At 64.0% G+C, this 26,941-nt stretch carries 25 protein-coding genes and 2 pseudogenes; 8 read left to right on the top strand and 19 right to left on the bottom strand.

From position 1 onward, the window contains the following. Positions 1 to 4: 4 nt before the first annotated feature. The 4 genes from IVB18_RS09210 to fliD all read right to left on the bottom strand — a co-directional run bounded on the left by IVB18_RS09210 (position 5) and on the right by fliD (position 3,466). Positions 5 to 670, bottom strand: coding sequence for a FlgD immunoglobulin-like domain containing protein (locus tag IVB18_RS09210; protein WP_247988868.1), 666 nt, complete (start codon positions 668 to 670; stop codon positions 5 to 7). Positions 671 to 961: 291 nt separating this feature from the next. Next, positions 962 to 1,234, bottom strand: coding sequence for a hypothetical protein (locus IVB18_RS09205; protein ID WP_247988867.1), 273 nt, complete (start codon positions 1,232 to 1,234; stop codon positions 962 to 964). 169 nt (positions 1,235 to 1,403) lie between these two features. Further along, positions 1,404 to 1,832 (bottom strand): flagellar export chaperone FliS, encoded by a 429-nt coding sequence (locus tag IVB18_RS09200; RefSeq protein ID WP_247988866.1) that lies wholly within the window; start codon positions 1,830 to 1,832, stop codon positions 1,404 to 1,406. Then, the gene (gene fliD, locus IVB18_RS09195; protein ID WP_247988865.1) at positions 1,832 to 3,466 is read right to left on the bottom strand and encodes a flagellar filament capping protein FliD; all 1,635 of its coding nucleotides are present in this window, start codon (positions 3,464 to 3,466) and stop codon (positions 1,832 to 1,834) included. Before fliD ends, IVB18_RS09200 begins: the two co-directional genes overlap by 1 nt. Between fliD and IVB18_RS51565 the strand changes: the two genes are divergently transcribed. After that, positions 3,459 to 3,593: a hypothetical protein gene (locus tag IVB18_RS51565; protein WP_256476716.1), complete on the top strand. Its 135-nt coding sequence runs from the start codon at positions 3,459 to 3,461 to the stop codon at positions 3,591 to 3,593. The genes fliD and IVB18_RS51565 overlap by 8 nt on opposite strands. A 32-nt stretch (positions 3,594 to 3,625) precedes the next feature. Here the strand turns inward: IVB18_RS51565 and IVB18_RS09190 are convergent, their stop codons facing one another. The 3 genes from IVB18_RS09190 to IVB18_RS09180 form a co-directional block, all read right to left on the bottom strand. Beyond that, entirely contained in the window at positions 3,626 to 4,450 is an 825-nt protein-coding gene (locus tag IVB18_RS09190) for a flagellin (RefSeq protein ID WP_247988864.1), read from the bottom strand. 137 nt (positions 4,451 to 4,587) lie between these two features. Continuing rightward, positions 4,588 to 5,286, bottom strand: coding sequence for an RNA polymerase sigma factor (locus tag IVB18_RS09185; protein ID WP_247988863.1), 699 nt, complete (start codon positions 5,284 to 5,286; stop codon positions 4,588 to 4,590). A 111-nt stretch (positions 5,287 to 5,397) separates the two neighbouring features. Further along, entirely contained in the window at positions 5,398 to 5,739 is a 342-nt protein-coding gene (locus tag IVB18_RS09180; RefSeq protein ID WP_247988862.1) for a hypothetical protein, read from the bottom strand. A 226-nt stretch (positions 5,740 to 5,965) separates the two neighbouring features. Here IVB18_RS09180 and IVB18_RS09175 point away from each other — a divergent pair, with 226 nt between their 5' ends. The 3 genes from IVB18_RS09175 (at position 5,966) to IVB18_RS09165 (ending at position 10,145) form a co-directional block, all read left to right on the top strand. Continuing rightward, positions 5,966 to 8,215: a hypothetical protein gene (locus IVB18_RS09175; RefSeq protein WP_247988861.1), complete on the top strand. Its 2,250-nt coding sequence runs from the start codon at positions 5,966 to 5,968 to the stop codon at positions 8,213 to 8,215. Between the two features lie 61 nt (positions 8,216 to 8,276). After that, on the top strand, positions 8,277 to 9,596 hold the full coding sequence (locus IVB18_RS09170; RefSeq protein ID WP_247988860.1) for a hypothetical protein: 1,320 nt from the start codon (positions 8,277 to 8,279) through the stop codon (positions 9,594 to 9,596). Positions 9,597 to 9,608: 12 nt separating this feature from the next. After that, complete coding sequence (locus IVB18_RS09165; protein WP_247988859.1) at positions 9,609 to 10,145, top strand: hypothetical protein; 537 nt, start codon at positions 9,609 to 9,611, stop codon at positions 10,143 to 10,145. Positions 10,146 to 10,151: 6 nt separating this feature from the next. On the opposite strand, the pseudogene IVB18_RS09160 reads toward IVB18_RS09165, so the two are convergent. From IVB18_RS09160 to dctP, 6 genes and pseudogenes are all read right to left on the bottom strand, one after another. Further along, positions 10,152 to 11,400 (bottom strand): annotated as a pseudogene (locus tag IVB18_RS09160) (acetyl-CoA hydrolase/transferase C-terminal domain-containing protein). Positions 11,401 to 11,407: 7 nt separating this feature from the next. Further along, positions 11,408 to 12,961 carry an AMP-binding protein gene (locus tag IVB18_RS09155; protein WP_247988858.1) on the bottom strand — a complete coding sequence of 518 codons (1,554 nt, stop codon included), beginning with the start codon at positions 12,959 to 12,961 and terminating at the stop codon, positions 11,408 to 11,410. A gap of 31 nt (positions 12,962 to 12,992) precedes the next feature. After that, on the bottom strand, positions 12,993 to 14,159 hold the full coding sequence (locus IVB18_RS09150; RefSeq protein WP_247988857.1) for an acyl-CoA dehydrogenase family protein: 1,167 nt from the start codon (positions 14,157 to 14,159) through the stop codon (positions 12,993 to 12,995). A gap of 40 nt (positions 14,160 to 14,199) precedes the next feature. Next, positions 14,200 to 15,489 carry a TRAP transporter large permease gene (locus IVB18_RS09145; protein ID WP_247988856.1) on the bottom strand — a complete coding sequence of 430 codons (1,290 nt, stop codon included), beginning with the start codon at positions 15,487 to 15,489 and terminating at the stop codon, positions 14,200 to 14,202. Between the two features lie 12 nt (positions 15,490 to 15,501). Next, entirely contained in the window at positions 15,502 to 16,056 is a 555-nt protein-coding gene (locus IVB18_RS09140) for a TRAP transporter small permease (RefSeq protein WP_247988855.1), read from the bottom strand. 29 nt (positions 16,057 to 16,085) lie between these two features. Next, positions 16,086 to 17,114 carry a TRAP transporter substrate-binding protein DctP gene (gene dctP / locus IVB18_RS09135; protein WP_247988854.1) on the bottom strand — a complete coding sequence of 343 codons (1,029 nt, stop codon included), beginning with the start codon at positions 17,112 to 17,114 and terminating at the stop codon, positions 16,086 to 16,088. Positions 17,115 to 17,344: 230 nt separating this feature from the next. Between dctP and IVB18_RS09130 the strand changes: the two genes are divergently transcribed. From IVB18_RS09130 to IVB18_RS09115, 4 genes and pseudogenes are all read left to right on the top strand, one after another. Further along, complete coding sequence (locus tag IVB18_RS09130) at positions 17,345 to 18,547, top strand: CoA transferase (protein WP_247988853.1); 1,203 nt, start codon at positions 17,345 to 17,347, stop codon at positions 18,545 to 18,547. 29 nt (positions 18,548 to 18,576) lie between these two features. Further along, a pseudogene (locus IVB18_RS09125) lies at positions 18,577 to 19,044 on the top strand (MaoC family dehydratase); the annotation flags it as partial. Continuing rightward, entirely contained in the window at positions 19,044 to 19,895 is an 852-nt protein-coding gene (locus tag IVB18_RS09120; protein WP_247988851.1) for a CoA ester lyase, read from the top strand. The pseudogene IVB18_RS09125 and the gene IVB18_RS09120, both read left to right, overlap by 1 nt. A gap of 34 nt (positions 19,896 to 19,929) precedes the next feature. Further along, positions 19,930 to 20,673 carry an IclR family transcriptional regulator gene (locus tag IVB18_RS09115; protein WP_247988850.1) on the top strand — a complete coding sequence of 248 codons (744 nt, stop codon included), beginning with the start codon at positions 19,930 to 19,932 and terminating at the stop codon, positions 20,671 to 20,673. 10 nt (positions 20,674 to 20,683) lie between these two features. Here IVB18_RS09115 and IVB18_RS09110 read toward each other — a convergent pair whose 3' ends face one another. The 6 genes from IVB18_RS09110 to IVB18_RS09085 form a co-directional block, all read right to left on the bottom strand. Continuing rightward, positions 20,684 to 21,106, bottom strand: a complete 423-nt coding sequence (locus IVB18_RS09110; protein WP_247988849.1) for a hypothetical protein — start codon at positions 21,104 to 21,106, stop codon at positions 20,684 to 20,686. A gap of 154 nt (positions 21,107 to 21,260) precedes the next feature. After that, positions 21,261 to 22,079: a transporter substrate-binding domain-containing protein gene (locus tag IVB18_RS09105; protein ID WP_247988848.1), complete on the bottom strand. Its 819-nt coding sequence runs from the start codon at positions 22,077 to 22,079 to the stop codon at positions 21,261 to 21,263. A gap of 174 nt (positions 22,080 to 22,253) precedes the next feature. Beyond that, on the bottom strand, positions 22,254 to 23,045 hold the full coding sequence (locus IVB18_RS09100; RefSeq protein ID WP_247988847.1) for a fumarylacetoacetate hydrolase family protein: 792 nt from the start codon (positions 23,043 to 23,045) through the stop codon (positions 22,254 to 22,256). Between the two features lie 59 nt (positions 23,046 to 23,104). After that, positions 23,105 to 25,264 carry a carboxypeptidase-like regulatory domain-containing protein gene (locus tag IVB18_RS09095; RefSeq protein WP_247988846.1) on the bottom strand — a complete coding sequence of 720 codons (2,160 nt, stop codon included), beginning with the start codon at positions 25,262 to 25,264 and terminating at the stop codon, positions 23,105 to 23,107. Positions 25,265 to 25,328: 64 nt separating this feature from the next. After that, positions 25,329 to 26,147, bottom strand: coding sequence for an alpha/beta hydrolase (locus IVB18_RS09090; RefSeq protein WP_247988845.1), 819 nt, complete (start codon positions 26,145 to 26,147; stop codon positions 25,329 to 25,331). Then, positions 26,147 to 26,935, bottom strand: a complete 789-nt coding sequence (locus IVB18_RS09085) for an SDR family NAD(P)-dependent oxidoreductase (protein WP_247988844.1) — start codon at positions 26,933 to 26,935, stop codon at positions 26,147 to 26,149. Before IVB18_RS09085 ends, IVB18_RS09090 begins: the two co-directional genes overlap by 1 nt. Positions 26,936 to 26,941 lie beyond the last annotated feature (6 nt).

The raw sequence follows: 26,941 nt of genomic DNA, 5'->3' as shown, positions 1-26,941 counted from the left end.
AAAATCAGGACGTGACGCCGATGATGTTGGCGGCGCTGACGGAAACGCCGTTGACGGTGAGCGACGGTGTGGAGGTCGAGGTGTCGATGCCGGTCACCGTGCCGGTGACGGTCGTGTAGTTGAGGACCGAATTGCCGGTGGAATCCGTCGCGGTCACCGAGATCGTGTACTGGCCGCCGTCGCTGAGCTGGTTGCCGCTGGAGTCCTTGCCGTCCCAAGTGAAGCTGTTCGATCCGGCATTGCCGGTCCCGGTGCCGGTCCATACCGTTGAGCCCGAGGAGTCCTTGACGCTGATCGAGACGTTGGAGGCGGCCGAGGACAGCGTGTAGCCAAACGTCGCCGAGCCGTTGCTCAACGTCGAAGTGTCGGTCTTCGCCTCGACGGTGTGGCCGATATAGTTGACCGAGTTGAGCGTCACGAGGCTCGAGAACGAACCCGCAAGCGAAGAGAGATTGGAGTTGATCGACTGCTGCGAGCTGAAATTGGCGTAGGAGGTGAGCTGATTGATGAGGTCGGTGGTCGAGGTCGCGTTCAACGGATCCTGGTTCTGGAGCTCGCTGACGAGCAGGCTCAGGAAGTCGCTGGATGTCAGCGTCGAACTGGACGACGTGCTCGAAGACGACGTCGTCGTGGTGGCGGTCGACGCAGAACTCGTTGCGGAAACGGTCATCAGAAGCTCCGGCTTTCTTGTGCGGCCGGCGATCAGATGTCGGCCGGCCGCGCTTGAAATCTGTGTGCTGATGAAACGCGTGGGCGCGCGGATTCAGGCGGGGATTCACCAGCGGAAAAGTGGCTTTGGGCGCGGCAAATTCTGCCGCGTATGCGCGCCGAATTCGGAGCGGCATCAGTGGATGCGCAAGCCGGCCGACTTCTGAGTTATGAAAAAGCGCAGTCCACCGCTCGCGTCCTACGCGATCAAATCGATGCGATAAGGATAGATAAGGATAATTGAGCGAGACGCTCAGCTCTCCGCCGTCTCGCCTTCCGTGCGCGGCTCGGCGGTGTCGCTCTTCATTTTCGCCGCCGCGGCGACGATGCGGTCGGCGAGGCCCGCGGGCGCTCGAACCGGCGGGGCTGCGAGTGCGCAGCGAAGGACGCACGTCTCTTCCAGCAGAGCTTGCGCAGCGGACGAACGCGCCAGCAGCTCTTCGGCAGGCAAGCGCCGGTCGTCGGGCCAGAGAGAGAGATCCTCGCCCAGCCGATCGATCAGTTCTTCAAACTCGGTGACGTCCATCGCCCGCCGGTCCCGCCTCGTCAGGCCCGTCATAAAGCATTGCAGGCGTGGCGAAAACCGGATTTCAGCGGGCTCAGGCGCCAAAATCACCCCGAGCACTACGGAAAGCGCCGGAAATGGCAGGCCGGACGATCGGCGGAACTCTCCAGTTTCCGGGAGCCGGAGCTTTTCAGCCCCTGCGGGCCGAATCAGCCGGCACGGCCTTGCCGCCCCGCACTGTCGCGTCGACCTGCTCCCAGGCCTCCCGCAGCTCGGTCAAGGCGGCGATGATGCGCCGGAAACCTTCGCGGGCGTGCGGCCGGCCGTAAGCCGTGAGGCTCGCCAGGATCAGGGCGTTGTAGGTCTGGAACAGCCGCTCGGCCACGGCCCCACCTTTGGTGAAGTCGAGATTGTGGCTGAGCCCGCGCAGGATCGCAGTCGCCTTCATCAGGTGCTCGTGCCCCTCCTCGAAGCGGCGTGCCTCCTGCGCGCCCAGCGACTTCTGGAGGAAGGTGATCGCGCCGCCGAGCAGCATCGACACTGCCTTGAGCGGCGGCACGGTGGTCGCCGTTCCCCGATAGGCCTGGTTGGCCATGTACGCCATCGGATTATGCATCATCAATCACTCGAGCTGGAGTTGAGCAGGGCCTTGAGATAGTCGAGCGTGTTGTTGGCGCTCTCGATCGCAGCCTGGTATTGCGCGTATTGTGTCTGGAGCTGCGCCTTATAGGCGGATGCGGCGCTCTCAATGTCGTCGACCTTCTGCTGAAGGTCGTTGTCGCGGTCTTGCAGACTGGTGATCAGCGTCTGCAACGCGCCCGAGTTCGACGAATAATTCTTGGCAATCTGGTAGAGCTGGGTGGCGATGCCGGAGGTCGAAGTCACCGTGATCGACTGCGACGTCGTTCCCGAATAGGTGAAGGCCATGCCGGCATAGGCCGTTCCGGCATTGCCGATGATCGTGGTGCCGCTCACCGTAAACATTGAGGAGTCGCCGCCGACCGAGGCGGAGGAGAGATTGCCGTCGGAATCCACCGCGAGGTCGAGCGTAAAGGATTGCGGCGACGTTCCGGTGTTGACGACGCTGAGCTGGCTCGACGAGGTCTTGGTCTGCGCAGAGAGGAGCGTCGTGACCCCGCTCAGATTCGTGATAAGGATCTCGGACAGCGTCGAGGTATCGAGTTCGAGCTCGTTGTTCTCGTTGAAGGACAGGCCGAGGTCGGTCATGGTGAGACCGCCCACGGTGCTGTTGAGAGCGTTCTGGAGCGCATCCATGATGTCACGCATGGTTCCGTCGCCGAACAGCACCGCGCTCGATGAAGCCGCACCGTCCGAGCCGGTGGCCTGCTGGTCCATCACCGCATCGCGAAAGGCGTTGTAGTTGGTCACGAACGTCTCGACCGCCGTTTCGATCTGGCTGGTATCGGGTTCGATGCTGATGTTCACCGTCGCTCCATCAGGCGTCGCCTGAAGCAGGTTGAACGTCACGCCCGTCAGCACGTCCGTGATATCGTTGGTGTCCCGGGTCATCGAAATGCCGTCGAGCGAAAATTCGGCGGCTTGCGACGTTTGCAGAACGTCGCTGAAGGCGCCGGAGCTGTCGGTCACGCCGAGCTTGTTCAGGATGTCGTCGCCGGACGTGCTCGAATAGGTGATGTCGGCCGCATCTTCGGTCCCCGTCAGCACCATCTCGTAGGACCCGCTCGACACCTGGACGATCGAGGCCTGGATATTGGTGGTCGAGGTCTGGGCGTTGATGGTGTCGACGACGTCCTGGAGCGACATCGTGCTGTCGATCGTGACGTCGGCCGTGCTGCCGCCCTCGAGGCCAATGGAGAACGTACCGGAGTAGCCGAGCTCGTCGGTCTGGCTCGACTGCGAGGTGCCGACCACCTTCTGCGCGGTCGCGACCTGGCTGATCGCCAGCGTGTGGTCGCCGGTCGCAGCCCCATTGCCGACCGACATGGACAGCGCGGACGACGCGCTCACGTCGCCGGTCGAGCTGATGGTCGCCGCGCGGGTGGCGAAGACGTTGGTCGCCAGCGAGTTGATGACGGAGGTTGCGAGCGAGGAAAGCCCGCTCGACAGCGTCGAGAGGTCGGTCTGGAGTGTCTCGTAAGCGGAGATCTTGGCTTCGTTGTTGGTGATCGTGGTCGAAATCGTGGTCGCCTGGGTGAGCTTGGCGTCCACCGCCGCCGTGATCAGCGCGTCCCAGTCGATGCTGGTCGATGTGGTGGTACCGGTCGTGGTCACCGTAGAGCCGCTCGATGCGGTCGAGCTGGCGGTCGACGTGCTGCTGGTGCTCGAACTGACGCTTGTCACTTTGCTGCCCGATCCATCGCGAGGAGGACCGGGCCGGCGTCACGCCGGCCCGGTATGACGATCGTTAGGCGGTCGCCTAGACCTTGCGCCTTAGCCGAGGAGCTTGAGCAGGTACTGCGGCATCTGGTTCGCCGCGGATTCGGCCGACACCGCGGCCTGGGTCTTGACCTCGGCCGAAGACAGCTTGGCCTGTTCGGCTGCGATATCCACGTCCTTGATCGCCGAATTCGCCGACTGCAGGTTCTGCGTCTGGGTCGAGATCGAGTCGGACGAGAAGTTGAACCGCGACTCCTGCGCACCGATGCTGGCACGGGCGGCCGAGACCGTGTCGATCGCGGTGTCGAGCGCGGTCAGCGCCGAGGTCGCATCCGACAGCGAGCTGACGTCGAGCGAGGACACGCCGAGCGACGACGCCGTCAGGCTCGACAGCGTGATCGTGATGGTGTCCGAGCCGGAGGAGCCGACCAGGACCGAGACGCCGGAGGAGAACACGCTGGAACCGTCGAGCAGGCTCTGGCTGGAGTAGCGCGTTCCGCTCGCGATCGAATCGATTTCGCTCGTGAGCTGCGTGAATTCCGAGTTGATGTAGGCGCGGCTGGAGTCGGTGGTGGTGCCCGAGGCGGACTCGGAGGCCAGCGACTTCATGCGCGCCAGGATGTCGGAGATGTTCGATGCACCGCCATCGGCGGTCTGGAGGATCGCGGTCGCCTGCGAGGCGTTGGTCGCGGCCTGCTGCAGCGTGGTGACGTCCGACGAGATGCGCGTGGAGATCGCAAGGCCGGCGGCGTCGTCGGAGGCCGAAGTGATGCGCGAGCCGCTCGACAGTTTTGCGAGTGAGCTGCTCTCCTGCGCAGAGTTGATGTTGAGGTAGCGGACCGCGGAGTTCGCCGCGGTGTTGGTGGAAATTGCGGGCATTGGAAGCTCCTGTGCTGATGGGCAGGACGTGCCGCATCGTTGTAGACTGACGACGCGGGCGCAGCCCCGTCCGTTCGCTCAAACGGAGGAGCGCAAGGAGATCAGGCGCAAAAATTTTCGCGGTCTGGATTTTATGATTAGCAGTCGGTAAACGCGGTGCGAATGTCGCGCTCGTGCTTGCGCAGGAGCTGGCGGAGCTGCTGGCGGCCGCGCTTGAGCAACGACTCCACCGCGGCCACGGTCGTGTCCATCACCTGGGCGATCTCGCCGTTACTCATGTTCTCATGGTAGGACAGGATCACCGCGATGCGCTGCTGCTCGGGCAGGCGCTGCATCGCGAGTTCCAGCATGCTGTTGAGTTCGTTGCGCTCGATGATTTCAACGGCGTCCGGCTGGCCGTCGGCGACTTCCGGCACCGTTTCGACGTTCTCGGTGCGCGGCTTGCGGCGCAAGTCGATGCAGCGGTTGGAAATGACGCGGTAGAGCCAGGTCGAGAATTTTGCGCGGCCGTGCTGCCAGCGACCGCGATGGCTCCAGATCTTGAGCATGGTGTCCTGCACCACGTCCTCTGCGTCCGCCGCATTGCCGACGATGCGCAGCGCGATCGCGTAGGCGCGATCGATATGCCTCTCGACCAGCATGCGGAACGCGACCTCATCGCCGGCCGCGAGCCTGTCCAGGAGTTCGCTGTCCTCGTCGAAGACGATATCGACGGCGACCGGCGGACTGTCCGGCGCGAGCGGCACCGACGGCATCACGGGCACGATCGCCTCAGTCGGCACCGTCGTCGTGATCTCGGCCTCGGCGGGAGCCCAGACATCAAGCGCGTAACTCATCCCGCAACCTCCAACCCGCAATGCCGGCGGCGCACATGCCACACGGCTTCCAGGCGTTGAACGCGGCACGAAAACAATCCAGGCGGAGAATTTTTGTTGTTTTTCAAGATGTTAGCCGGAATCTTTTGCCGAGCATCGGGCAATAATTGCCGACCGCGCGAACTCTTCGCGCTTCACACCTGCAATCATCGACACCGTCTCGCGCCATGGCGGATCATTCATCCTGAACAGATGCACTCTGGAGAAAACGCTGAAGTTACGCGGCACTAGGTGATCAAACGCGACACGCGCGCGGCGCATGAAGAAGCGATTGTTTCCGAGTGTGAATGAACGCGAGACGCCTTCCGCACTCGGCAATTTTTTCCGAATCACCTTTTTCGAACCTAGCGGATTTTTTGAATCTGTCAGTCGCGACGAATGAAATTTTGAATCGCGCGTGATCTTTTTTCGCAATTGTGACGCCTGACTCTGCACCTGCGCACGTTAATTGCTCTGGTGGGTGGGGAATTACAGCATGACGATCGCAACGGCCGGCGTAGAACGCCGAGCGCAAATTGTTTCTGCTTGGTCGTTCGATGTTTTCGATACATTTCTGCTTCGCGCCTGCACGACGCCAGATGGTGTATTTGAAAGGACTTACGAGCTTTCGGGTATTTCAAGAACTTGTCCGAATGTTTCAGTGAGTTTCATTCAGCATCGAATCCAGGCCGAAGCACGCGCACGCAGAACCGCGAAGGAGAAGCACGGCGCGAGCGAAGTCCACATCGCAGAGATCTATTCCTATTTTCCGTTCAGGCTGTTCGGCCTCACACGCCTTGATCTGAACGATCTGGTCGAATCGGAATTCGCAGCCGAGCTCGAGCTTTGTCGCGCCAACCCAGACATGCTTCGGCAATATCTGGACATGAAGCGCGCCGGCCATCGCGTCGGATTCATCTCCGACACCTATTGGGATTCCGATCGGCTGGCACGGTTGCTGCGAGGCTGCCGCCCCGGCCTGACATGGGACTTCCTCTACGCGTCCTGTGACCATGGCAGCAGCAAGAGCGAGACGCTGTTCGCCAAATATCTGTCCGAGGAAGGCATCGATGCGGCCGCCTCCTTCCACGTCGGCGATAACGACAAGGCCGACATCAAGGGCGCCCGGCGCCACGGCATTCGGCCGCGCTACTATCCGCAGGCCACGGCGCAACTGGCGTCGAAGTTTCAACGTGAAAGCGCGTTGTTCGAGCTGTTGTGCACGGGCGCACCGTCGCGGCTCGATCACGGCGCACGCACATTGCGGCGCATGGTGACCGCGCGCGAGGCCGAAAAGTCTCCTGCGTTTCACCTGGGGCTGACAGTTCTTGGCCCTGTGATGGCGGCATTCGATGCCTTCGTTGCCAGACGTTGCGAGGAGGTCTCAGGCTCTGGCCGAAAGGTCGCCCTTGGCTTCCTCGGCCGCGACGGCTTTCTGTCGTACCGTATCTGGCGGGAACTGCACGGCATGACGTCGGCCTATCTCGAGGTCAATCGCCGCGTAAGCCTGATCGCCTCAGCGGATACGATGCAGCCGCTGGTCGACCTCCTCAGCAAAGTCTTCAAGATCGACGCGCCGACCTTCCGCGACATCGTGAAAATCATGCCGCCGAAGGTCGCAGCCTTCTTCGCGAGCTTCCCTAAGGGGATCGCCCCCGGCGAGAAGCTCGCCGAGGCACTTCCCGAACTGATGGACGCCGGCGAAATCGTCGAGCTGGCGGCGTCCCTGCGCTCGCGACTGCTCGCCTATCTGCACCACATGATTCCCGGCTTTGACGACTGCACCGACCTCGTGCTCGCCGATCTCGGCTATTCCGGCAGCGTACAGAAGGCGCTGCGCCGCGTCTTCGACATGGAAGGCCTCAATATCCGCCTCCACGGCGCTTATCTGCTCTCGCTCGACGACGCCTTCGACGATCTTGCCGAGGAAGACAGCGACGCGGGCTTCATTTCCGACCTCGTGGTCACGCCTCATGTCAAACGCATGCTGATCCGCAACATTGCGCTGCTGGAACAGGTCTGCTGCTCGGCCGACGGCTCGGTGCGCGACTATGACGGCGACCAGGTGTTGCGCGAGATCAATCCGCGCCCGGCAAGCCAGATCGCGCTCGCCGCAGAGATCCAGGCCGGTGCCGTGGCCTTTGCAGCGAGCGCCGGGGATGTCGCGCTCGACTTTTGTCTAAACCCCTATGCCGCGCCCGACGTCGCCGCGCGCTGGTGCACGGCGACGCTGGTGCGGCTGCTGCTTCTGCCTGATGACGACGAACTGGCGCTGCTCGGCGAATTGAAGCACGACGTCAATCTTGGCACGCATGCGCTGGCGCCGATGATCGACGCCGACTTCGTCCGCAATCAGATCACCGCCCGCGGCCTTTCCGCCGCCTGCACGTCAGCCGCGCCGCCGATGTGGCTCGCGGGCAGCTTTGCGCGCCTGTCGCCGTCCCATGCCTATCTCTATACGCTGTTCGGCGCCAACCGCCTGCCGGCGGACGTCTTTGAAGAGAGCGCCTGCGACACGGTCCAGATCGGATTGTTCCGCGCGAATGGAGAAGCGACACTGGAGACGGCAACCGTCCACCGCACCGGCCTCGGCGAGTTGCGCGTGCGCATTCCGGTCTCGCGCGCCATGGGCATCGCCATGATCGTGCTGCCCCTGCCGAAGTTCGCGCCGGAAGGTCTGCTTCATGGCGTGACGATCCAGTCCGCAGACGGTGTTCGCGACGCCGCCGAGAGCCAGGACGTCGTCCGCATTGCCGCCGACCGCCTGGTCTATGCCGGCGTGCAGCGGAACGGCGAGCATTATCGCACTGAGAGCGAGGACGGCTGCCTGCTGATCCCGGCCGCCGCGACGACGCAGAACATCGCGATCTATTCCGTGGCGATCACGCCGCTCAGTTCCAGCCCCAAATAGTGCGCCTGATCGCGCCGCCCGGCCCGTTGAAGTCCAAGGGCTGGCACGAGGGGGCACGGAATTGACGGACGAGACGCACGCGAACCTTGATCGGCTGCTGCAATCCGGCGGCATCCGGCTCGGCCGGGCCCAGCTTGACCGCCTGAGTTGGCTGGCCAGCCAGTACGGCGCACCGACGCTGGACGACATCACCGAGGGACGGCGCAGCGGCGTCATCATCCTCACGGAGCCGCCGAGCGGCGCGGCGGCCGAGCTGTTCTACCGCTCGCTCACTCCCGGCAGCGCCGTCGTCATTCCCTTCAGTGAAAATCCTGGCTTCGACTTCCTCAAGTCCAAGCTGACCGAGTTCGGCACGGTTGGCCCCTGCGGCGCAGACGGCCCGCACGAGATGTGGTGGGGGAGCATCGGCTGGTCGAAATTTCTCACCGCCGCTGATGCGTCCACCATCCGCCCGCGGATCGTCTCCTGCTATCCGCGCGGCAGCGACGACAGCGCGGCCCTGGTATTAAGGCAATCGCTCGAACGCTTGCGGCTCGATTGCCATATCGAGCCGATCGAGACCCAGTTGGACGACCGCATCCTCTGCTTCGAGAAGGCGGAGTTCATGGTGCGGATGTGGAACAAATATCGCGAGCCGCTGCTGTTCGTCGAGACCGACGCCACATTGCGCGAGCCGCCTTTGCTGCCGTCCTTCCTCGGCTGCGACGTCGCGCTCCACAAATGGAACCGCTGGGAGATGTCAGCGCGCACGCTCTATCTCGGCCGCTCCGTGCGCGCGGAACGGCTGCTTCGCGCATGGCAGCAGCTTGCCGCGTCCTATCCCGCGATCTGGGAAGGCTATCTGCTCGACCAGGCCTGGAGCCTGACCACGTCGCAGGTGCCGCTCGACACGGTATGGCTGCCGCGGTCCTATCATGCGCTGAAGGGCGACCTCGGCGCGACCCGCGCGACGATCCTCCATGACCGGCAGACGACGACGATGGAGCTCGGACCTGATCCAGCCTTTGCGAACCTTGTGCGCGTGGCGCGCCGCGCCGGCCGCGCCGGCGCCCGTGACGCCTTCATGGTGATGACGTCGAAGGCCGAAGCCGGCAACGGCATCTCCGTAATCCTGCGCGACATCTCGGCTAGCGACGCAGGCGCGGTGGCTGCCACCGTGGAGGCCGTGACCGGCGCCTACGCAACCGACTGCGGCGGATATGGCCGCCTGGAGCTGTCGCTCTGCGCCTGGCAGGAGGACGTCGGCGCCGCGCGCGACGCCGCTGCCCTTGCGCGCTATCGCATCCTGGAGATCGCGCCGGGACAGCGCATCGCCAACGATTTCTTCGCCGCCCACGCATCCAGCGATTCGGTCATGACTGCACGCCATCTCTTCCCCTGACGGACATCACAGATGCTCAAGACCATCATCCTGCTCACTGACACCGTGCAACAGCAACAACCGCTGGCCAATCTGCTCAGAGAACATCATCGCGAGCTCGCCTTCTGCTCGGCGCTACGGGCATCGGACCTTAGCGCTATCGAACCGGAGGTACTGAGCGAGGCGCGGCTGGTGTCCTTTGCCAACGACGTCGCCGTCTCCGAAAAATTCCTGTTCCGACTCGGCTACGGTGCCTACAAGTTCTATGCGGCGCCGGTGCAATATCCGGGCTTGCCGCCCGCGCCGGACGAGAGCGATGACGATCCGCGTTGCTACTCCGTAATCGCGCAATCGATGACGATCTGGCCCGATTTCAAAAAAGTGGTCGGCCTCGAAACCGTGACGATCCCGGACGGCACGCTCGCCGCCGAGCGCGAGCGGTTGGTGTTCTCCCGCCTCGCCCATCTGTTCTGGCGGATGTCAGACATGCTCGCGGGCGAGGTCACGGATCTTCCCGGGATCATCGAGTCCGGCGAGACCCAGCGGCCGACGCTCGCGATGATGAACTAAGGGCGGCTAGCGCGCGGCGCGAAGCTGCGCGGAGAGCGCGTCGCGGTGTTCGGGCGCCGCGATCGCGATCATGCGGCGCGCCCGCTCGGCAAGCCCACAGCCGCGCAGCTCCGCGACCCCCCATTCGGTCACGATGGCATCGACGTCGGCGCGCGGCGTGGTCACGGTTTCGACGTTTGCGACAATCCGACTCGTCCCGTCAGACGCCGTCGCCGGCAGCGCGATGATGGCCCTGCCCCCCAGGAGACCCATTGGCGCCGCGCACGAAATCGAGCTGGCCACCAATCGCCCCGATTGCAATGCCATTCAGCGTCTCCGAATTCACGCTGCCATCGAGCCCGACCTGAAGCGCCGAATTGATCGCGACCAGCCGGTTGATCCGCGCCAGCACGTTCTGGCCGTGTGTATAAGACGTCGGACGCACCGCAACTGCCCTGTTCTGATGCACGAAGCGATAGAGCCGCTGGGTGCCGATCACCTGATTGGTGACGGTGATCCCGGCATCGATCCCCTTCTCCGCGTTCGTCACCGCGCCCCGCTCGATCAGATCGACGAAGGCGTCGTTGATCAGGCCGGAATGGATGCCGAGATTGCGCGCATGCGAGAGCGAGGACAGGACCGCATCCGGAATCCGTCCCACGCCGAACTGGAGCGTGCTGCCGTCGGCAATCAGGCCGGCTGCATGTGGCGCGATGCGCCGCGAGACGTCGTCGAGCGGCGTCGGCGGCAGTTCGACGGGCGGACGGCGGGCAGCCACGCGCACATGGATCGGCACGTCCTCCGGCCATTCCGCGCCAAACGTCCAGGGCGCATCCGGATTGATCTCGGCGACGACGAGGCGCGCGCCGCGCGCAGCGTCGATGACGTAGTCGTTGGAAAGGCTCGCGCTGAGCCGGCCGTCCCCGGACTCTGCAAGTTGCACCAGCACCACGTCGGCACGGTGGCGATGCGAGGCAAAGTCGGCACAGAAGGCGCTGTAATTGCTCTGGATCACATCCAGTCGCCCCGCCTTGGCGAGCCGCCGCGCATTGCCGATCACGCCATAGCTCAGGAATGAGACATTGGGCGCGCACGCCGCCGAGAACGTGTCCGAAAACAACGCGCCGACCATCATGCGGAAAGACGGCAGATGCTGCGCCTGCGCGACCAGCGCTTCAGTCAGCGTGACCGGCTCCGCCGTCGCCTGCCCGCACACGACGAGATCGCCTTCCCGGATCAGGCCGGTAAAGTCGATCGGCGACGTGTCCGTAGCCATCTCCGCGTCAGTCCATTGGCACTAGGCGCGCGGAGGACTCGCTCAGGAGCGTGCGCAGCTCCGTCTTGACGATCTTGCCATAGCTGTTCTTCGGCAGCTCGCCCGTGACGTAATAATGCTTCGGCCGCTTGAACCGCGCGATCCAGGCGTTGCACATCTGGTCCAGCTCGTCGCGCCTCACGCTCTTGCCCGCCGCGGGAACGACGACGGCCACGACCTCCTCGCCCCATTCCGGATGCGGCCGGCCGATCACGGAAACCTCGGCGACGGCCTCGTGCCGCAACAGCACCTCCTCGACCTCGCGCGGATAGATGTTGGTGCCGCCGGAGATGATGACGTCCTTGGAGCGGTCCTTCAGGGTGAGGAAGCCGTCGGCATCGAAGGCGCCCATGTCGCCGGTGTAGAGCCAGCCGTCGCGCAGAGTATTCGCGGTCGCCTCCGGATTCTGCCAATAGCCGAACATCACGGTGTCGCCGCGCACGATGATCTCGCCGATCTCACCTGGCGCGATGTCTCGCCCTGCCTCGTCCACCGTGCGGACCTGCACCACGCCCTGTGCGATGCCGACCGAAGCCAGCCGCTCCTCGTGGCGCGGATGGCCGGCGTCGACATGCATGGTCTTGGGCAGATAGGTGATGGTCATCGGCGTCTCGCCTTGACCATAGATCTGCACAAGCTTCGGCCCGAACACCGCGAGCGCCGCCTTGCAATCGGCGACATACATGGGACCGCCGCCATAGATGATGGTCTTCAGCCCCGGCGCGGTCGTGCCCGCCGCCTCTGCCGCAACAGTGAGGCGCCGCACCATCGTTGGCGCGGCGAAGAAGGAGATGCCGTCGCGTTTCGTCGTCAGCTCCAGAATCTCGTCCGGCTCGAAGCGGCCGCTCTCGGGAATGATCTGCGCGCCCATACCGAGCACATGCGGCACCATATAGAGGCCGGAGCCGTGCGACATCGGCGCGGCATGCAGCAGCACCTCGCCCGGCGCGATCGGATTGATCTCGGCGAGATAATTCAGCGCCATCGCGAGCAAGTTGCGATGGCTGAGCACCGCGCCCTTGGGCCGGCCGGTGGTGCCGCTGGTGTAGAAGATCCAGGCGGGGTCGGTGATCGCGACATCGGCGATGGCGATGCCCTCGCTCTTCCCTAACCCGCGATACTCGGCCGATCCGACCTCGACGATGCGTGGCTTGGCCGTGCCGAGCGCCAGGGCTTCCGAAGCAACACCCGCCATGTCCTCGGTCACAAAGACGACCGCGGCGCCCGAATTGTCGAGAATGAACGCGACCTCGCGCGGATGCAGTTTTGAATTGATGGGGACGGCGACCAGCCCGGCATGCCAGCAGGCGTAGAGACAGGCGACGTAGTCGGGCACGTTCTTCATCAGCAAGGCAACGCGGTCGCCCTTGGCGAGACCAAGGCGCTGCCGCAACGATGCGGCCAGCGACGCTACCGTTGTGGCAAGACCGCCGTAATCGGAAACCGGCGTCAGTCCCTTGAACAGCGCCGGCGCAGATGCATTCGCCTTGGCGGCACGCAGGAGATGGTGAGCGAGGTTCATGTCGATCCTGCCGTAAAGTCCGGGCTTCAGCCTAGTACGACTTCGCCAGCCCCAGCACCTTTTCCGCGATGAAGCTGAGCGCGAGTTGCGGGCTGACCGGCGCGATGCGCGGGATCAAGACTTCGCGCAGGTAACGCTCGACGTGGAACTCCTTGGCGTAGCCGAAGCCGCCATGGGTCATCACGGCCTGCTCGCAGGCGTGGTATCCGGCTTCTCCCGCCAAATATTTTGCGGCATTTGCGCCAGCGCCGCAGGGCAGGCCCTTGTCATATTGCCAGGCCGCCGACATCACCATCAGCCAGGCCGCCTCGAGCTCGACCCAGTTGATCGCAAGCGGATGCTGGATACCCTGGTTCTTGCCGATTGGACGGTTGAACACGACGCGCGTCTTGGCGTATTCGGTGGCGCGCGACAGCGCCAGTTTTCCGAGGCCGACCGCTTCCGCGGCGATCAGGATACGCTCGGGGTTCATGCCTTCGAGGATGTATTGGAAGCCGCGGCCTTCTTCGCCGATGCGGTCCTCCATCGGGATCTCGAAATCCTCGAAGAACAGCTCGTTGGAATCGACCATCTTGCGGCCCATCTTCTCGATCTCGTGGACCTTGATCTTCTTGCGGTCGAAGTCGGTGTAGAACAGGCTGAGGCCATGCGTCGGCGAGCGCACCTCCTCCAGCGGCGTGGTGCGCGCCAGCAGCAGGATCTTGTGCGCGACCTGCGCGGTCGAGATCCAGACCTTCTGGCCGTTGACGATGTAGCGGTCGTTCTTGGCGACCGCACGCGTCTTGAGCTGCGTGGTGTTGAGGCCGGTGTTGGGCTCGGTGACGGCGAAGCACGCCTTCTCGCGGCCCTCGACCATCGGCGGCAGCATGCGCTTGCGCTGCTCCTCGGTGCCGAACACAACGACGGGATTGAGACCGAACACGTTGATGTGCACGGCGGACGCACCGGACATGCCGGCGCCGGATTCCGCAATGGTGCGCATCATGATCGCCGCTTCGGTAATGCCGAGACCGGACCCGCCGTAGGCCTCCGGCACGCAGATGCCGAGCCAGCCGGCATCGGCCAGCGCCTTGTGGAAGTCGTGCGGGAAGCCACCGTCGTGGTCCTTCTTCAGCCAATAGGCGTCGTCAAAGCCTTCGCAGATCTTTGCGATGGCGTCGCGAATGGCTTCCTGCTGATCGGTGAGCGCGAAATCCATGTTCTTGATCTCCTTATTGGGAGCCGCGAGGGCCCCGAGCTTAGCGCCCCATCTGCGAGGGCAGCCAGAGAATGATGCTCGGAAACGCCACCAGGATCGCAATGACAATCAGGTGCGCGATGAAATGCGGGAAGGTGCCGTGGAATACTTCCGCCACCGGCCGCTTGGCGTAGCGGGCCACGATAAAGCAGTTGAGCCCGACCGGCGGCGTGATCATGCCAACCTCGGCGGTGACGATCTTGATGACGCCGAACCAGATCGGATCGAAGCCGAGAGTCTTGATCAGCGGCAGTACGATCGGCACCGTGAGCACCAGGATCGCGATCTGGTCCATGAAGGAACCGAGCACGATGTAGCCGCACAGGATGAGGGTGATGATGACCCAGCGCGAGGCCGGCAACGAACCGATCCAGGCGACAAGGTCCTGCGTGACGTGGGTGAGCGTGAAGAAGTAGCCGAAGATCGACGCGCCGACCAAAATCATGATGATCATGCAGGTGCCCTGGCAGGCACGCAGCAGTGTCCTGTAGAGCGATGACGGGGTGATCTTGCCCTTGACGATCGCGAGCAGGAACGCGCCGAACGCACCGAAGGCGGAGGCCTCCGTCGGCGTCGCAACGCCGAGGTAGATGGTGCCGGTGACGATCGAGAACAGCACCACCATCGGCGAGACCTGCCAGAGCAGCGCAAACTTCTCCCGCCAGGGCACCGACTTCGCAGCCGGTGCCCGCGAGGGATCCTGCCAGACCAGGAAATAGATCGTGGCCATGATGGTGATGGTCACCAGGATCGCGGGGATGATGCCGCTGATCAGGAGCTTGCCGATATTCACCTCGGCCAGCAGGCCGAAGATGACGAGAGCGACGCTGGTCGGCAGCAGCATCGAGAGCGTGCCGGAGATCGCGACCACGCCAGCCGCCATCTTGGGCTCGTAGCCCTGGCGGATCATCGCCGGCAGGCTGGTCGAGGACAGCGTCGCGGCCGAGGCGGTCGAGGTGCCGCAGATCGCGCCGAAGCCGGCGCCGGCAAGCGCGGTGGCCATGCCGAGCCCGCCGGGAATACGGCCGACCCAGGCGGATGCCGTCTTGAACAGATCGTCCGCGACGCCCGACAGCAGCACGAGGTCCGCCATCAGCAGGAACATCGGAATGGTGATCAGCTCATAGGACGAGACGGTCGAGAGCGGCGCGGTCTGGAGGATGCCGAACAGTGTGCCCCAGCCGCCGACCATGACGAGGCCAACCGAGCCTGAAAAGGCCATGGCGAAGCCGACGGGCGTGCCAAGCGCGAGCAGGCCGAACAGCAGGGCGAGAACGATGAAAGGTGTCATGGATGCCTGCCGTTACTCAAAGCTTCGCGCTTCGCCGACGCCGGTCACCGGCGGCAGCGGATAGAGGTCGCGCCCGCTCACAAGGCTCAGCACATTGCCGATGAGCTGGAGCAGCAGCCGCAGCACCAGAACGCCGCAGCCGAGCGGCACCAGCGCCGCCGAGATCCAGGTCGGCCAGGGAATGGCACCGGCCAGCACGTCATGTTGCTCGTAATTTTCCATCGCACGCTCGAGGCCGACCTTGCAGATCAGGACGAACACGAACAAGCCGGCCAGCGCGGTGATGATCTCCGACAGCCGCCGTCCCGCCGGCGAGAAGCGCGACAACAGGATGTCGACACCGACATGGGCGTGCTCGCGCAGGGCATCCGAAACCGTGAAGAAGAACACGCCGGCAAGGAGATAGAGCCCGATCAGGTCGTAGGTGAAAGAAAACGGACGGTTCAGCGCGTAGCGCATGAACACGTCGGTCACGACAAGCACCATGATCACGAACAGGAACACCACCGCGATCACCGTCAGCGCACGCTCCAGCGCGCCAAGCACGTCTCCTGCCCGCTTGATCACTTCTCGCGCCTCCCTTTTTCGATGTCGGATTACTTGGTACCGCCGGCGGCGAGCAGGCCCTCGAACTCCTTCAGCGCGGCGGACGCCTGCTTGCCGCGGCTGTCGAGACCGGCCGCCCATTCCTGGCCGACGCCCTTCAGCTTGTCCTTCATCTCGGCGCGCGTGGCCTCAGGCAGCGGGTCGAAGCTGACGCCCTCGTCCTGGAGATGCTTCTTGGTCGTCTCGGTTTCCTTGTCGACCTGGGCGCAGGCCGTTGGCTCCATCGCCTCGGAGGCCTCGTTCATCGCCTTCTTCACGTCCTCGGGCAGCTTGTCCCAAACCGACTGGTTGATCGAGTAGGCGACGATGAAGCTGCCGAAGCTGACGCCTTCGGTCGCGTGCTTGACCAACTTTTCGAGCCCATAGGCGACGACGCTCTCCATCGGGAACAGCAACCCGTCCATCGTGCCACGCGACAGCGACTCATAGGCATCGGGCGCAGCCATGCGCACCGGCACGGCGCTCAGCGCGCGCAGCGTCAGATCCTGCGCGCCGCCGGTGGTGCGCAGCTTTAGGCCACCCATGTCCTTGGTCGTCTCGACCTTTTGCTTGGCGGTCCACACCTGATAGGGCGGCAGCACCACGGCTATCAGCAGCTTGATCTTGTTCGGCGCATATTCCTGCTTGGCCAGAAGGCCCTCGCGCGCGGTCTTCCAATAGGCCAGCGTGCCCTGGCAGCTGGTCTGGAACGCACCCGGCAATTGTGCGACTTCCGACAACGGCATCTTGTCGGAAACATAGGACGGTCCGATGTAGCCGATGTCGACCACACCGGACTGGGTCAGCCGCAGCATGTCCGCGGCTTTGCCGATTTGTTGGTTCGGATAATAGGTGAAGGTCACCGCGCCGTTGGTGCGCTTGGTGACGTCATCCATCCAGGGCTTGAGCATCAGGCGGACGAGATAGTGGCCGGCGGGGAAGGAGTCGGCGACCTTCAGTTCCAGCGCCTGCGCCGACATCGTCGAGACCGGTAGCGAGAGTGCGAGCGCCGCGGCAGCCCAGACCAGGTTCGTCTTCATCTCGTTCTCCTTGGCGCGTCCCCATGCCGACGGCCGCAGCCTGTCGCTGCCTACCGTCCGGCCCTCACTCCAATTCTTGCTTGAGACAAAAATACATATATGTGAATTTATCTGTCAAGTATATGAACAGTGCATGGAGCTATGCGCCGTGACCTGGGCTCGCCGAATTGACACCGGCACGTTTTATGAATTCTAACTCCACGTATATGAATGCACCCAATGAGGGCCCTATGGGACCGCTCGCCGGCTTCACCATTCTCGACCTGACCTCCGTGCTGATGGGCCCCTACGGCACCCAGGTGCTGGCGGACATGGGCGCTGAAATCATCAAGGTCGAAAGCCCCGAGGGCGACATCGTTCGTCAGATCGGTCCCGGCCGAACGCCCGGCATGGGCGGGATGTTTCTCAACGCCAACCGCGGCAAGCGCAGCATCGTCCTCGACCTCAAGAAGCCGGAAGGACGCGACACGCTGTTGCGGCTGGCCAAGCGCGCCAACGCACTCGTCTATAATGTGCGCCCGCAGGCGATGGCCCGGTTCGGCCTCCATTACGAGACGCTGGCCGCGATTAATCCAGCCCTCGTCTATGTCGGTGCGTTCGGCTACGGCCAGTCCGGCCCCTATGCCGCAAAGCCTGCTTACGACGATCTGATCCAGGGCGCCGCCACCATCCCCACGCTGCTCGCAGCCGCCGGCGACGGAACGCCGCGCTACGTTCCCGTCACGATCGCCGACCGCATTGTCGGCCTGATGATGGTCAACGCCATCATGGGCGGGCTGATGCACCAGCAGCGCACAGGCGTCGGCCAGCGCATCGACGTGCCGATGTTTGAATCGATGACGGAGTTCGTGCTGGTCGACCATCTAGGCGGGCTCACCTATGACCCACCGCTCGACCACGGCGGCTATGCCCGCCTGCTCTCGCGCTATCGAAAACCCTACAAGACCAGCGACGGCTATCTCTGCGTCCTCATCTACAACGACAAGCACTGGCGCAGCTTCTTCGAGGCGATCGGACGGCCGGAATTCCTGCAGCAGCCGCGCTTTGCCAACCACGCTGCGCGCACCAGGCATATCGACGAGATTTACGAGGAGATCGGCCACATCTTCCTGACGCGCACGAGCGCGGAGTGGCGCGAGCTGCTGGAGCGCGCCGACATTCCGGTGATGCCGATGCATACGCTGGAGACCATTCTGGACGATCCGCATCTCAACGCGGTCGGGTTCTTCAAGACGGTGGATCACCCCGTGGAAGGCCGCATCCGCCAGATGCGCGTGCCGTCGACCTGGAGCGTGACCCAGCCCGAGCCGGCCGATCCCGCGCCAACGCTCGGCCAGCACGGCCGCGACATTTTGCATGAGGCCGGCTTTTCGGCGGACGAGATCGAAGAGCTCGCGCAACAAAAAGCAGTTCATTTGGCGCCGCCGCCTTAACGGCAGCGCTAGCCAAATCGCAACAACACAGGGAGGAAACCGCGATGGCCGGGCTTTATTTCGAGGACTTTTCCGTGGGCCGGGAGTTCAGGCATCCGCTGACCCGCACCGTCACGGAGATGGACAACACCATGTTCAGCTTGCTGACGCTCAATCCGCAGCCGCTGCATATCGACGCGCACTTCTCGGCCCAGACCGAGTTCGGCCAGCGCATTTTCAACAGCCTTTACACCCTCGGTATCATGATCGGCATGACGGTCTATGATACGACCATGGGCACCACCGTCGCCAATCTCGGCATGACCGACGTCACCTTTCCGAAACCGGTCTTCCATGGCGACACGCTGCGGGCGACGACCAAGGTGCTTTCTGTGCGGGAATCCAAATCGCGCCCCAAGGCGGGCATCGTCGAGTTCGAGCATCACGCCTACAACCAGAACGATGAGATCGTCGGCAAATGCCGCCGCATGGCGATGATGCACAAGAGGCCGGTCTGATGCGCTCGATGCTGTTCGTGCCAGGCGATTCCCCGCGCAAATTCGAAAAGGCGAGCGAAGGCAACGCCGACGCGCTGATCATCGATCTCGAGGACTCCGTTGTCACCGATAAGAAGGCGGAGGCCCGCACGCTGACGCTCGCGATGCTGAAGGGCCGACGCGGTCCGCACCAGCTCTATGTGCGCGTCAATGCGCTCGACACCGGCATGACGCTCGCCGATCTGGCCGCAGTGATGCCCGGCGCGCCCGACGGCATCGTGCTACCGAAATCGCGCGGCGGCGACGACGTGCGGCAGGTCGCGACCTGGCTCGAAGCCTTCGAGGCGGCAGCAGGAATCACGGTCGGTGCGACGCGCATCGTCTGCGTCGCCACCGAAACCGCAGGCTCGATCTTCGGCCTCGGCACCTACAAGGACTCTTCCCCTCGCCTCGCCGGCCTGATGTGGGGCGCGGAAGACCTCTCGGCGTCGCTTGGCGCGACCGAAAAGGCGTCGGGCGGTGTGTTCCACAGCCCCTATCGCCTCGCGCGCGATCTCTGCCTGATGGCGGCCGCCGCAGCCGAGGTCGCGCCGATCGACACCGTCTATACCGACATCGACAATCTGGTGGGGCTCGAACAGGAAACGCGCGCGGCGCGACGTGATGGATTCTCCGCGAAGGCGCTGATCCATCCCAAGCACGTCGACGTCGTCAACGCCGCGTTCGAACCGACCGAGGCCGAGCGCACATGGGCGGAAAAAGTCATCGCGGCGTTCGCAAGTAATCCGAACTCCGGCACGCTACGCCTCGACGGCATGATGATCGACAAGCCGCATCTTCGCGCCGCGAAGAAAATCCTCGGCCAGCCGTAGAAGGACAACGCGTCGCGACAGACGGGACCAAAGAATGATCGTTCGCCAAGCCGCAAACGTCCTGGAGATCATGGAATTCTTCGCGCAAACGAGGAAGCCGGCGACGCTTGCGGAGATCGCCGATCATTTCGGCTGGCCGCGTTCGTCGACCTTCAACCTGCTCGCGACGCTGTCGGAGAAGGGCTACCTCTATGAGCCTCGCCCGCGCGCCGGCTTCTATCCGACGCCGCGCTGGCTCGCGATGGCGCGGATGATCTCGGAGGTCGAGCCGCTACCGCCGTGGACGCATACGCTGGTCGCCGATCTCTCCACCGAGACCGGCGAGACCGCCTCGATCGTGGCGCCGGCCGGCGTGATGGCCGTTTTCATCGACGTCGTCGAGTCCCAGGCCGCGATCCGCTATTTCGCCACCATCGGCCACCGTGTGCCGATCCATGCCACGGCAAGTGGCCGCGCGCTGCTGCTGCAATATTCGCCGGAAGAACGCGATTCCGTTTATCGCAAGATCGAGTTCAAGCAGTACGGCCCGTCGACGCCGATCAGCATCGAGGCGGTGGAAGCGGAGCTGCGCAATTCGATTCAGCGCGGCTATTGCCAGAGCTTCGGCGACTACAGCCGCGACCTTGCGGGGGCCGCGATCCCGCTGCCGATCGGCGACCGCCGGCTCTCAGTCGTCGTCGCCGGACCCGAATTCCGTATCGGGCCGAAGGTCAACGAAGTGGCCGCGCTGATCGCGCGGACGGTCGATCGGCTACGGCCGAAGACCACCGCGGCTTAGAGCCGTAGCCTCATTCGAATCCCTGAACGGGCGGCGTCGAAGTCTCCGCCGGCGCAGCAGGCGCAGCTTGAACAGGCTGCGCCGCAGGCGCGGCCTGAACCGGCGGATTCGGATTGCTGGCGGCTCTCATCTGACCGTTGGCATCCATCGCCTCGCGTGTGCGCGGCGGAGCGTTGGTCGCAGTTGCGCGGTACGCCTCGCGACGAGGCGGCTGCCGGTGTCTTGCCGACCGCGAACCTCTCACGCCCCAAGACCGAGCGATCGAAGGTCCGGCGGTGTAGCCGACCACTGCGCCCGCGACCGCGCCGATCGGCCCCAGCACGACGGCGCCGGACACGGCGCCCAATGCCGCAGCGCCAGCGCGCTCCTGCGCAACGGCGCTTGCAGGCACACTAGCCAGCATCACGATGGCAGTGATCAGAGCTTTCTTCATCGGAGCGCCTCCCTCACGGGAGATCACTCTTACTCAAATATGGCCGCACGAGGTTTGTTCGTTGCCCAACACGGGGCAATGGCCGATGGAACTCCGGCAATTCAAAGACCTCCGCCGCCAATCGCGGTTCCAGCGGAGACAGATCAGCTCCCCTCTACGGCGCGACCTTGTCGCTGGTGAATCCGTTGCTGTCGAGCGCGCGCCGTACCGTGCCGTCCGCCTTGGCCTCATCGAGGAAATGAGCGGCCCAAGCCTTCGCCACGGCCTTGCCCTTGGGAACAACCACGACCACGCCGGTCGACTGGATCACCTCGTCCAGCACCTTGGTTCCGGGCAGCTTTCGCGAAAGGTCTCCCAAAGCCCCCATGCCCATCGCGAGCGCATCAAGCTGGCCGTTGCCGATCAATTCGGCCGCCTCTTCCGGCTTCACGAACTTTGTCAGCTTCGCCTGCCTCAGCGACTTCTCGACCGTGCGTGACGTCGATGTCCCCTCGATGCAGCCGACCCGTAGTCCGGCGCGATCGACATCCGCAACGGAGCGGATGTCCGAGCCCGCGCGCACGAGATAGCCACTCATATATGCGACGTAGGCGGGCCCCTGGTCGACAAACTGCTCGCGCTTGACGTCTGCCGGCATGAAGGAGATATCCCAGAGGTCCTTGCCGCCGGCTGCGGCGATCTCGTCAGAGCTCTGGTATTCGACGAGTTGCAGCGGCACGTGCAGCTTGTTCGCGGCGGCCTTGGCAAGCTCTACGGTGACCCCGCGCGGCTTTCCCGTCGCCGGATCGCGCGTGGTCCAGAAGGCCGAGGCGGCGGGGCCGACGGCCACCGCCACGCGCAACGGCCCCGTTGGCGCGATGTCGCTCGGCCCCTCGGCTTTCACGGCGAGAGCACCAATCATGACGAGAACCAAACCCAACGTGGCGATCAAGCCGTGCCGCAGCACCTCCAGGATTAGACGACCCGCCGACAAGCTGGCGGTGCGCTCCCTCGCCCCGTTCTTATGGGGAGAGGGTTGAGGTGAGTGGCTGCATCCGCAACCTCGGTGAGAACTGGACTCGCGGAGACTCCCCCTCACCCGGATCGCATCCTCGATGCAATCCGGCCTCTCCCCGCAAGCGGGGAGAGGCGAAGAGGGCTGCCGCCGTTACACGATCTTGATCGACATATCCGGCAAGCCCTCAAGCTTGCAGAGCAGCACGTCACCCTTCACGACCGGTCCGACATTTTCCGGCGTGCCGGAATAGATGATGTCGCCGGCCTTCAGCTCGAAGGCCTCCGACAGTTTTGCGATCTGCTCGGCCACGCTCCAGATCATCTTGCTGAGATCCGAATTCTGCTTGACGGTCCCGTTGATCGCCAGAGAAATGGCGCCCTTGTCGAAATGACCGGTCTTGCTTGCCGGGTGGATCGGGCCGATCACCGCGGCGTGGTCAAAACTCTTGCCGATCTCCCATGGCTTCTTCTCTGCGGCCATGCCGTTCTGGAGATCGCGCCGCGTCATGTCGAGGCCGAGCGCGTAGCCGTAAACATGGTCCAGCGCCTTCTCGGCCGGGATGTTGCTGCCGCCGGATTTCAGCGCGGCGACCAGCTCGACCTCGTGATGATAGTTCTTGGTCAGCGACGGATAGGGATGATCGGCGACCTCGCCGACTGCGACGTTCTGGATCGCATCGGTCGGCTTCTGGAAGAAGAACGGCGGCTCGCGGTTCGGATCCGAGCCGCGCTCGATCGCGTGCGCGGCGTAGTTGCGCCCGATGCAGTAGATGCGGCGTACCTGGAACACGCTTGTCTCGCCGACGATCGGGATCGAAACCATCGGCACCGCGAAGATCGGCTTCGGCCCGGCCTGCGCCGCGGCCGGTGCCGTGTCGGCGAGGCCCGCCGCGGTCATTGCCGCTGCGGCAGTGAGCACGTCACGTCGAGAGGTCTTTGTCATGGTCCTATTCCCTGGCTTGGCCGCCCCTTTGGAGCGGTGCTATTCTTAAGACGAAACACTCAATGCGCCAATGGATCCGGCCGCATCTGCACCTTGTAGACCTTGGGCGAGGCCTCCTTGCCACCCTCCCCGTGGAAGCTCGCACGTGTTCCCGTCGTGCTCCACAGCCCGCGACCTTTCCAGCCCGTATTGGGATCGTCGATACGGCCGTCGACGTTCTTGGTGAAGAAGCCGAGCGGATACGGATTGCGCAGATTCACCAACTGGCCATTGACCAGCGCGAGCAGCGACTCGCTACCGTTGGCGCTCGCGATCGGCACGTTGGCGCCGAGTCCGAACGTGTTGTAGCGGTCCACCCAGACGTAATAGGCGTGGTTGGCGCTGCCGCTGGCATCGAGCCCCCTGAACTGCGGTCCAGGCATGCGCCAGGTCTTCCATCCTTCCGGACACTGCTTGCCGTCCGCCGTCGCCGGCCCGTTCAGCGGCCCCTTGCAGAGCTTGCGGTCGAAGCTCGCGAGATGTCCGCTGGACAAGACCGTCCACACTACGCCATCAAGCCCAATGTCGAGACCGCGCGGACCAAACGTGCCCTCTGGCGGCTGATACACTTCGGACAGCGCGGTGTTTGCGGGATCCGGCCCGGGCATCACGCGAACGATGTAGCCGGGCTGGTCGATGCGCGAGAAGCCACGATCCATCGCCTGGCCCCAGATCGTGTCGTCGACCGGGCTCGGCATGATGCCGTAGAAGGATGCCGCGATGCGCTTATCCTTGGTCGGATCGACGGGGTCCTTGTGCTCGACATAGGCGTCGCGCTTGCCGTTGCCGTTGGTGTCGATGATCAATGGCGTCCAGCCCTGCGATTTCACGTCGTCGTGGGTCTCGCGGTACTGCTTCGTGTTGAGCCAGCCGACCAGGCCGCCGCCGAGCCCGGGACCGCCGGAGCTGGTCCACAGTGTCTGGTTGGCATCATCGTCGAAATAGAGGTGATGGGTCGTGAAGCAGGTGTTGATCAGGTCCCACTTACCTGTCGCGGGATCGAAGCGCGACAATTGGCGCAACGAGGTGGCCTGCGGCGCCATCTTTGCCGACGGCAGCTCCGAGCCCTGCTTGCAATAGTCCGGATTGGCGGGCGGGCGCAGGCGCGCGGTGAACCAGACCCTGCCCAACTCGTCCATCATGACGTTGTGAATGCTGGTGTGACCATCCCAGATCGGCTCGTCACCCCAATAGGCCGACGGGCCCCGCGGCGCGTCGGTCGACGACGGCGTATTCGGATCGAGATAAGGATGCTTGATGGTGCCCGCGATGTTCTTCACTGGGTCGAGGGTCGGCACGAGATCGGAGCTCTCCTCCGACGATCCGTAGATCAGGCCGTTGGCGTTGAGGCGCGGATTGCGCTTGTCGGTCGAGATCGCATCGTGCTGATAACGCGTCGGTGCCGCCCAGTCCCACATCGTGTAAACGACATTGCGCTCGATGCCCTTGGGCCGCTCGGGCTTGTCGAAAGGCAGTTCGCCCGCCGCGATGCGATCGGTCCATTTCGAGAAGAGGTCGTAGACCTTCTCCGGGCCCATGCTGGCCAGCACCGTCGCCATGTATTCCTGAGCCTGGCCGGCCTGGGTGCGGATCGCCCAGGCGGTGTGGGAATCATAGCCGTCGGTGAACACCTTCGGGATCTCGCGAATTCCGCGCGTCCCGAGCGCGTGGCAGGACTGGCACATGTTCTTGACCGTATCGACCCACTGGGCCTGCGACTTCATGGTCTCGGGCATCTTGTTGCCCTTGTCGCCAGTGCCCGGAAATTCCTCGGGCTTGGGGATGTCGAGCATGGAGTACCAATACATGCCCGGATAGTTCTGCGCGTCTTCTTTGAGCGAGGCGGCGGCGGCCTTGAAGTCCAGCGCCTTGCCGGGACGGGCATCCTGTTGTGCCGTGTCCTGCAGGCCATAGCCGCGTACCCAGACCTTGTAGTTGGCGGCGGGAAGATCCGGGATGACGAACCGGCCCTGATCGTCGGTCACCACCACCTTCGCGTATTTGGTCGGCAGGTCCTTCGTCTCGGCGATCACCCAGACCCCGGCCTCGGCTCCCTTGTCGCTGATCACCTGTCCGCCGATGTCGCTCGCGGATATCTCGACGTTCGCCGCCATCGTTGCGCCGGCATGCAACAGCGCCGTCGCGCCGAGACAGCCGGCCAGTATTTGCTTCAAGCTCATCGTTCCTCCCATTTGTTTTTGTTTTCGTCCGAGCCTCTTTGTGGGCCTTATTCGGACTCGTCTCTCATGTTTTGAGCCGATCGAAGAACGTCCGGACCAACCTCGCGCAGACGTCGGGGTCCGTTGCGGCGACGTGATAGGAATCCCCGGGCAGCACTTCGAGCGTCGAGCCCGGAATCGTCTCTTGCCACGCCTTCACCGAATCGACGCTGCCGAGCCCCGAGCCGGTCGTGGTGATGACGAGCGTCGGCCGCTTGATCCGCGGCAATTCGGGTATGACGTCGACCGTCGGCACCATCTTCAGGAAGGCCTCGAGCGTCGAGGCCTGCGTCTTCGACATCAGCCTGATCCACCAGTCGAGCACCGCCAGCGGCAGCGACGAGCCGAGCCGGCCGGTCGTGGTCTCGCGCACCCAGGCCTCGACGCCCTGCTCGCGAATCTGCTTGCGCCAGGTCGGTGCCCGCTCGGAGAACGAGGTGAGCGAAGCCGGCGCACCGACCGCGGCAAGCGCGATCACGCGATCCGGATAGTTTGCCGCCAGATGCATCGCCAGCGTCCCGCCGATCTTGCCGCCGACCAGGAAGACGCGGTCGAGCTTCAACGCGTCCAGCAGCCGGATGACGTCGTCGCCCAGGCCGGCGAAGCGATAGACGTAATCGCCCTGCATTGGCGTCGAATCGCCATAGCCGCGCAAATCAGGGCGTACCACGAGATGATGCGTAGCGAAATACGGCACCCAGCGCCGGAACGCTTCGCCGCTTTCGGCGAGCCCGTGCAGCATCACGACCGGCGGCTTGATGTCCCATGGCAACAGATAGTCGTCGATGCGAACCGCAAGCTCGCAATCGTCGCTGACACCGATCTTCCGCAGTTCGCTAGCCATTAGATACACCTCGTCCCACCGCCATCGACATTGATGCAGGTTCCAGTAATGAAAGACGCGCGGTCTGAACAGAGGAAGGCAACAAGGCCGGACACTTCGTGCGGCTGCCCGACACGCCCGAGCGGCACCGAGGCGATCGCCGCGGCGTTTGCCGTCCCGCGGTCCTGGCCCGCAATGGTCGCGCCCTGCGAGACCAGGCTGTCCCAACGGTCGGTCTGCACCGGCCCGGGATTGACGCCAGTGACGAGCACATTGTCGGGCGCGCACTCCTCCGCAAGCGCCAAGGTGAAGTTGAGCAGCGCCGCGTTGACCGCGCCGCCAGCCATATACGCCGCGCGCGGCTGATGGCCGCTGCGGCCGATGATGTTGATGACGCGGCCCCAGCGGCGATCGCGCATCGCCGGCAAGACGCTGCGCGCGCAGCGCACATAGCCGAGCAGCTTCAGTTCAATCGATTTGGCCCAGGTCGCATCGGGCGTCTCGGTGATCCGGCCCATGGGCGACGCCCCGGCATTGTTGACGAGGATATCGATGCGACCGAAGGTCTCGCGCGCGGCGTTCATTGCCCGTTCGATATCGTCGGGCTTGGTCATGTCGCCGGCGCAGGCGATCACGCGCCGGCCGGTCTCGCGCGACATCTCCTGCGCGGCTGCCGCAAGCCGTTCGGCGTCGCGCGCGACGATCACGACATGCGCCTGCTCGCGCGCGAGTTCGGCGGCAATCGCCCGTCCGATGCCGATGCTGCCGCCGGTGACGACGGCAACCTTGCCGCCCAGATTCAAATCCATGACGCT

The sequence above is a fragment of the Bradyrhizobium sp. 186 genome, from assembly GCF_023101685.1.
In the GTDB taxonomy this organism is placed as follows: Bacteria; Pseudomonadota; Alphaproteobacteria; order Rhizobiales; family Xanthobacteraceae; genus Bradyrhizobium.
Note: the sequence above shows the minus strand (reverse complement) of the source record. Positions and strands in the feature narration are given on the sequence as shown.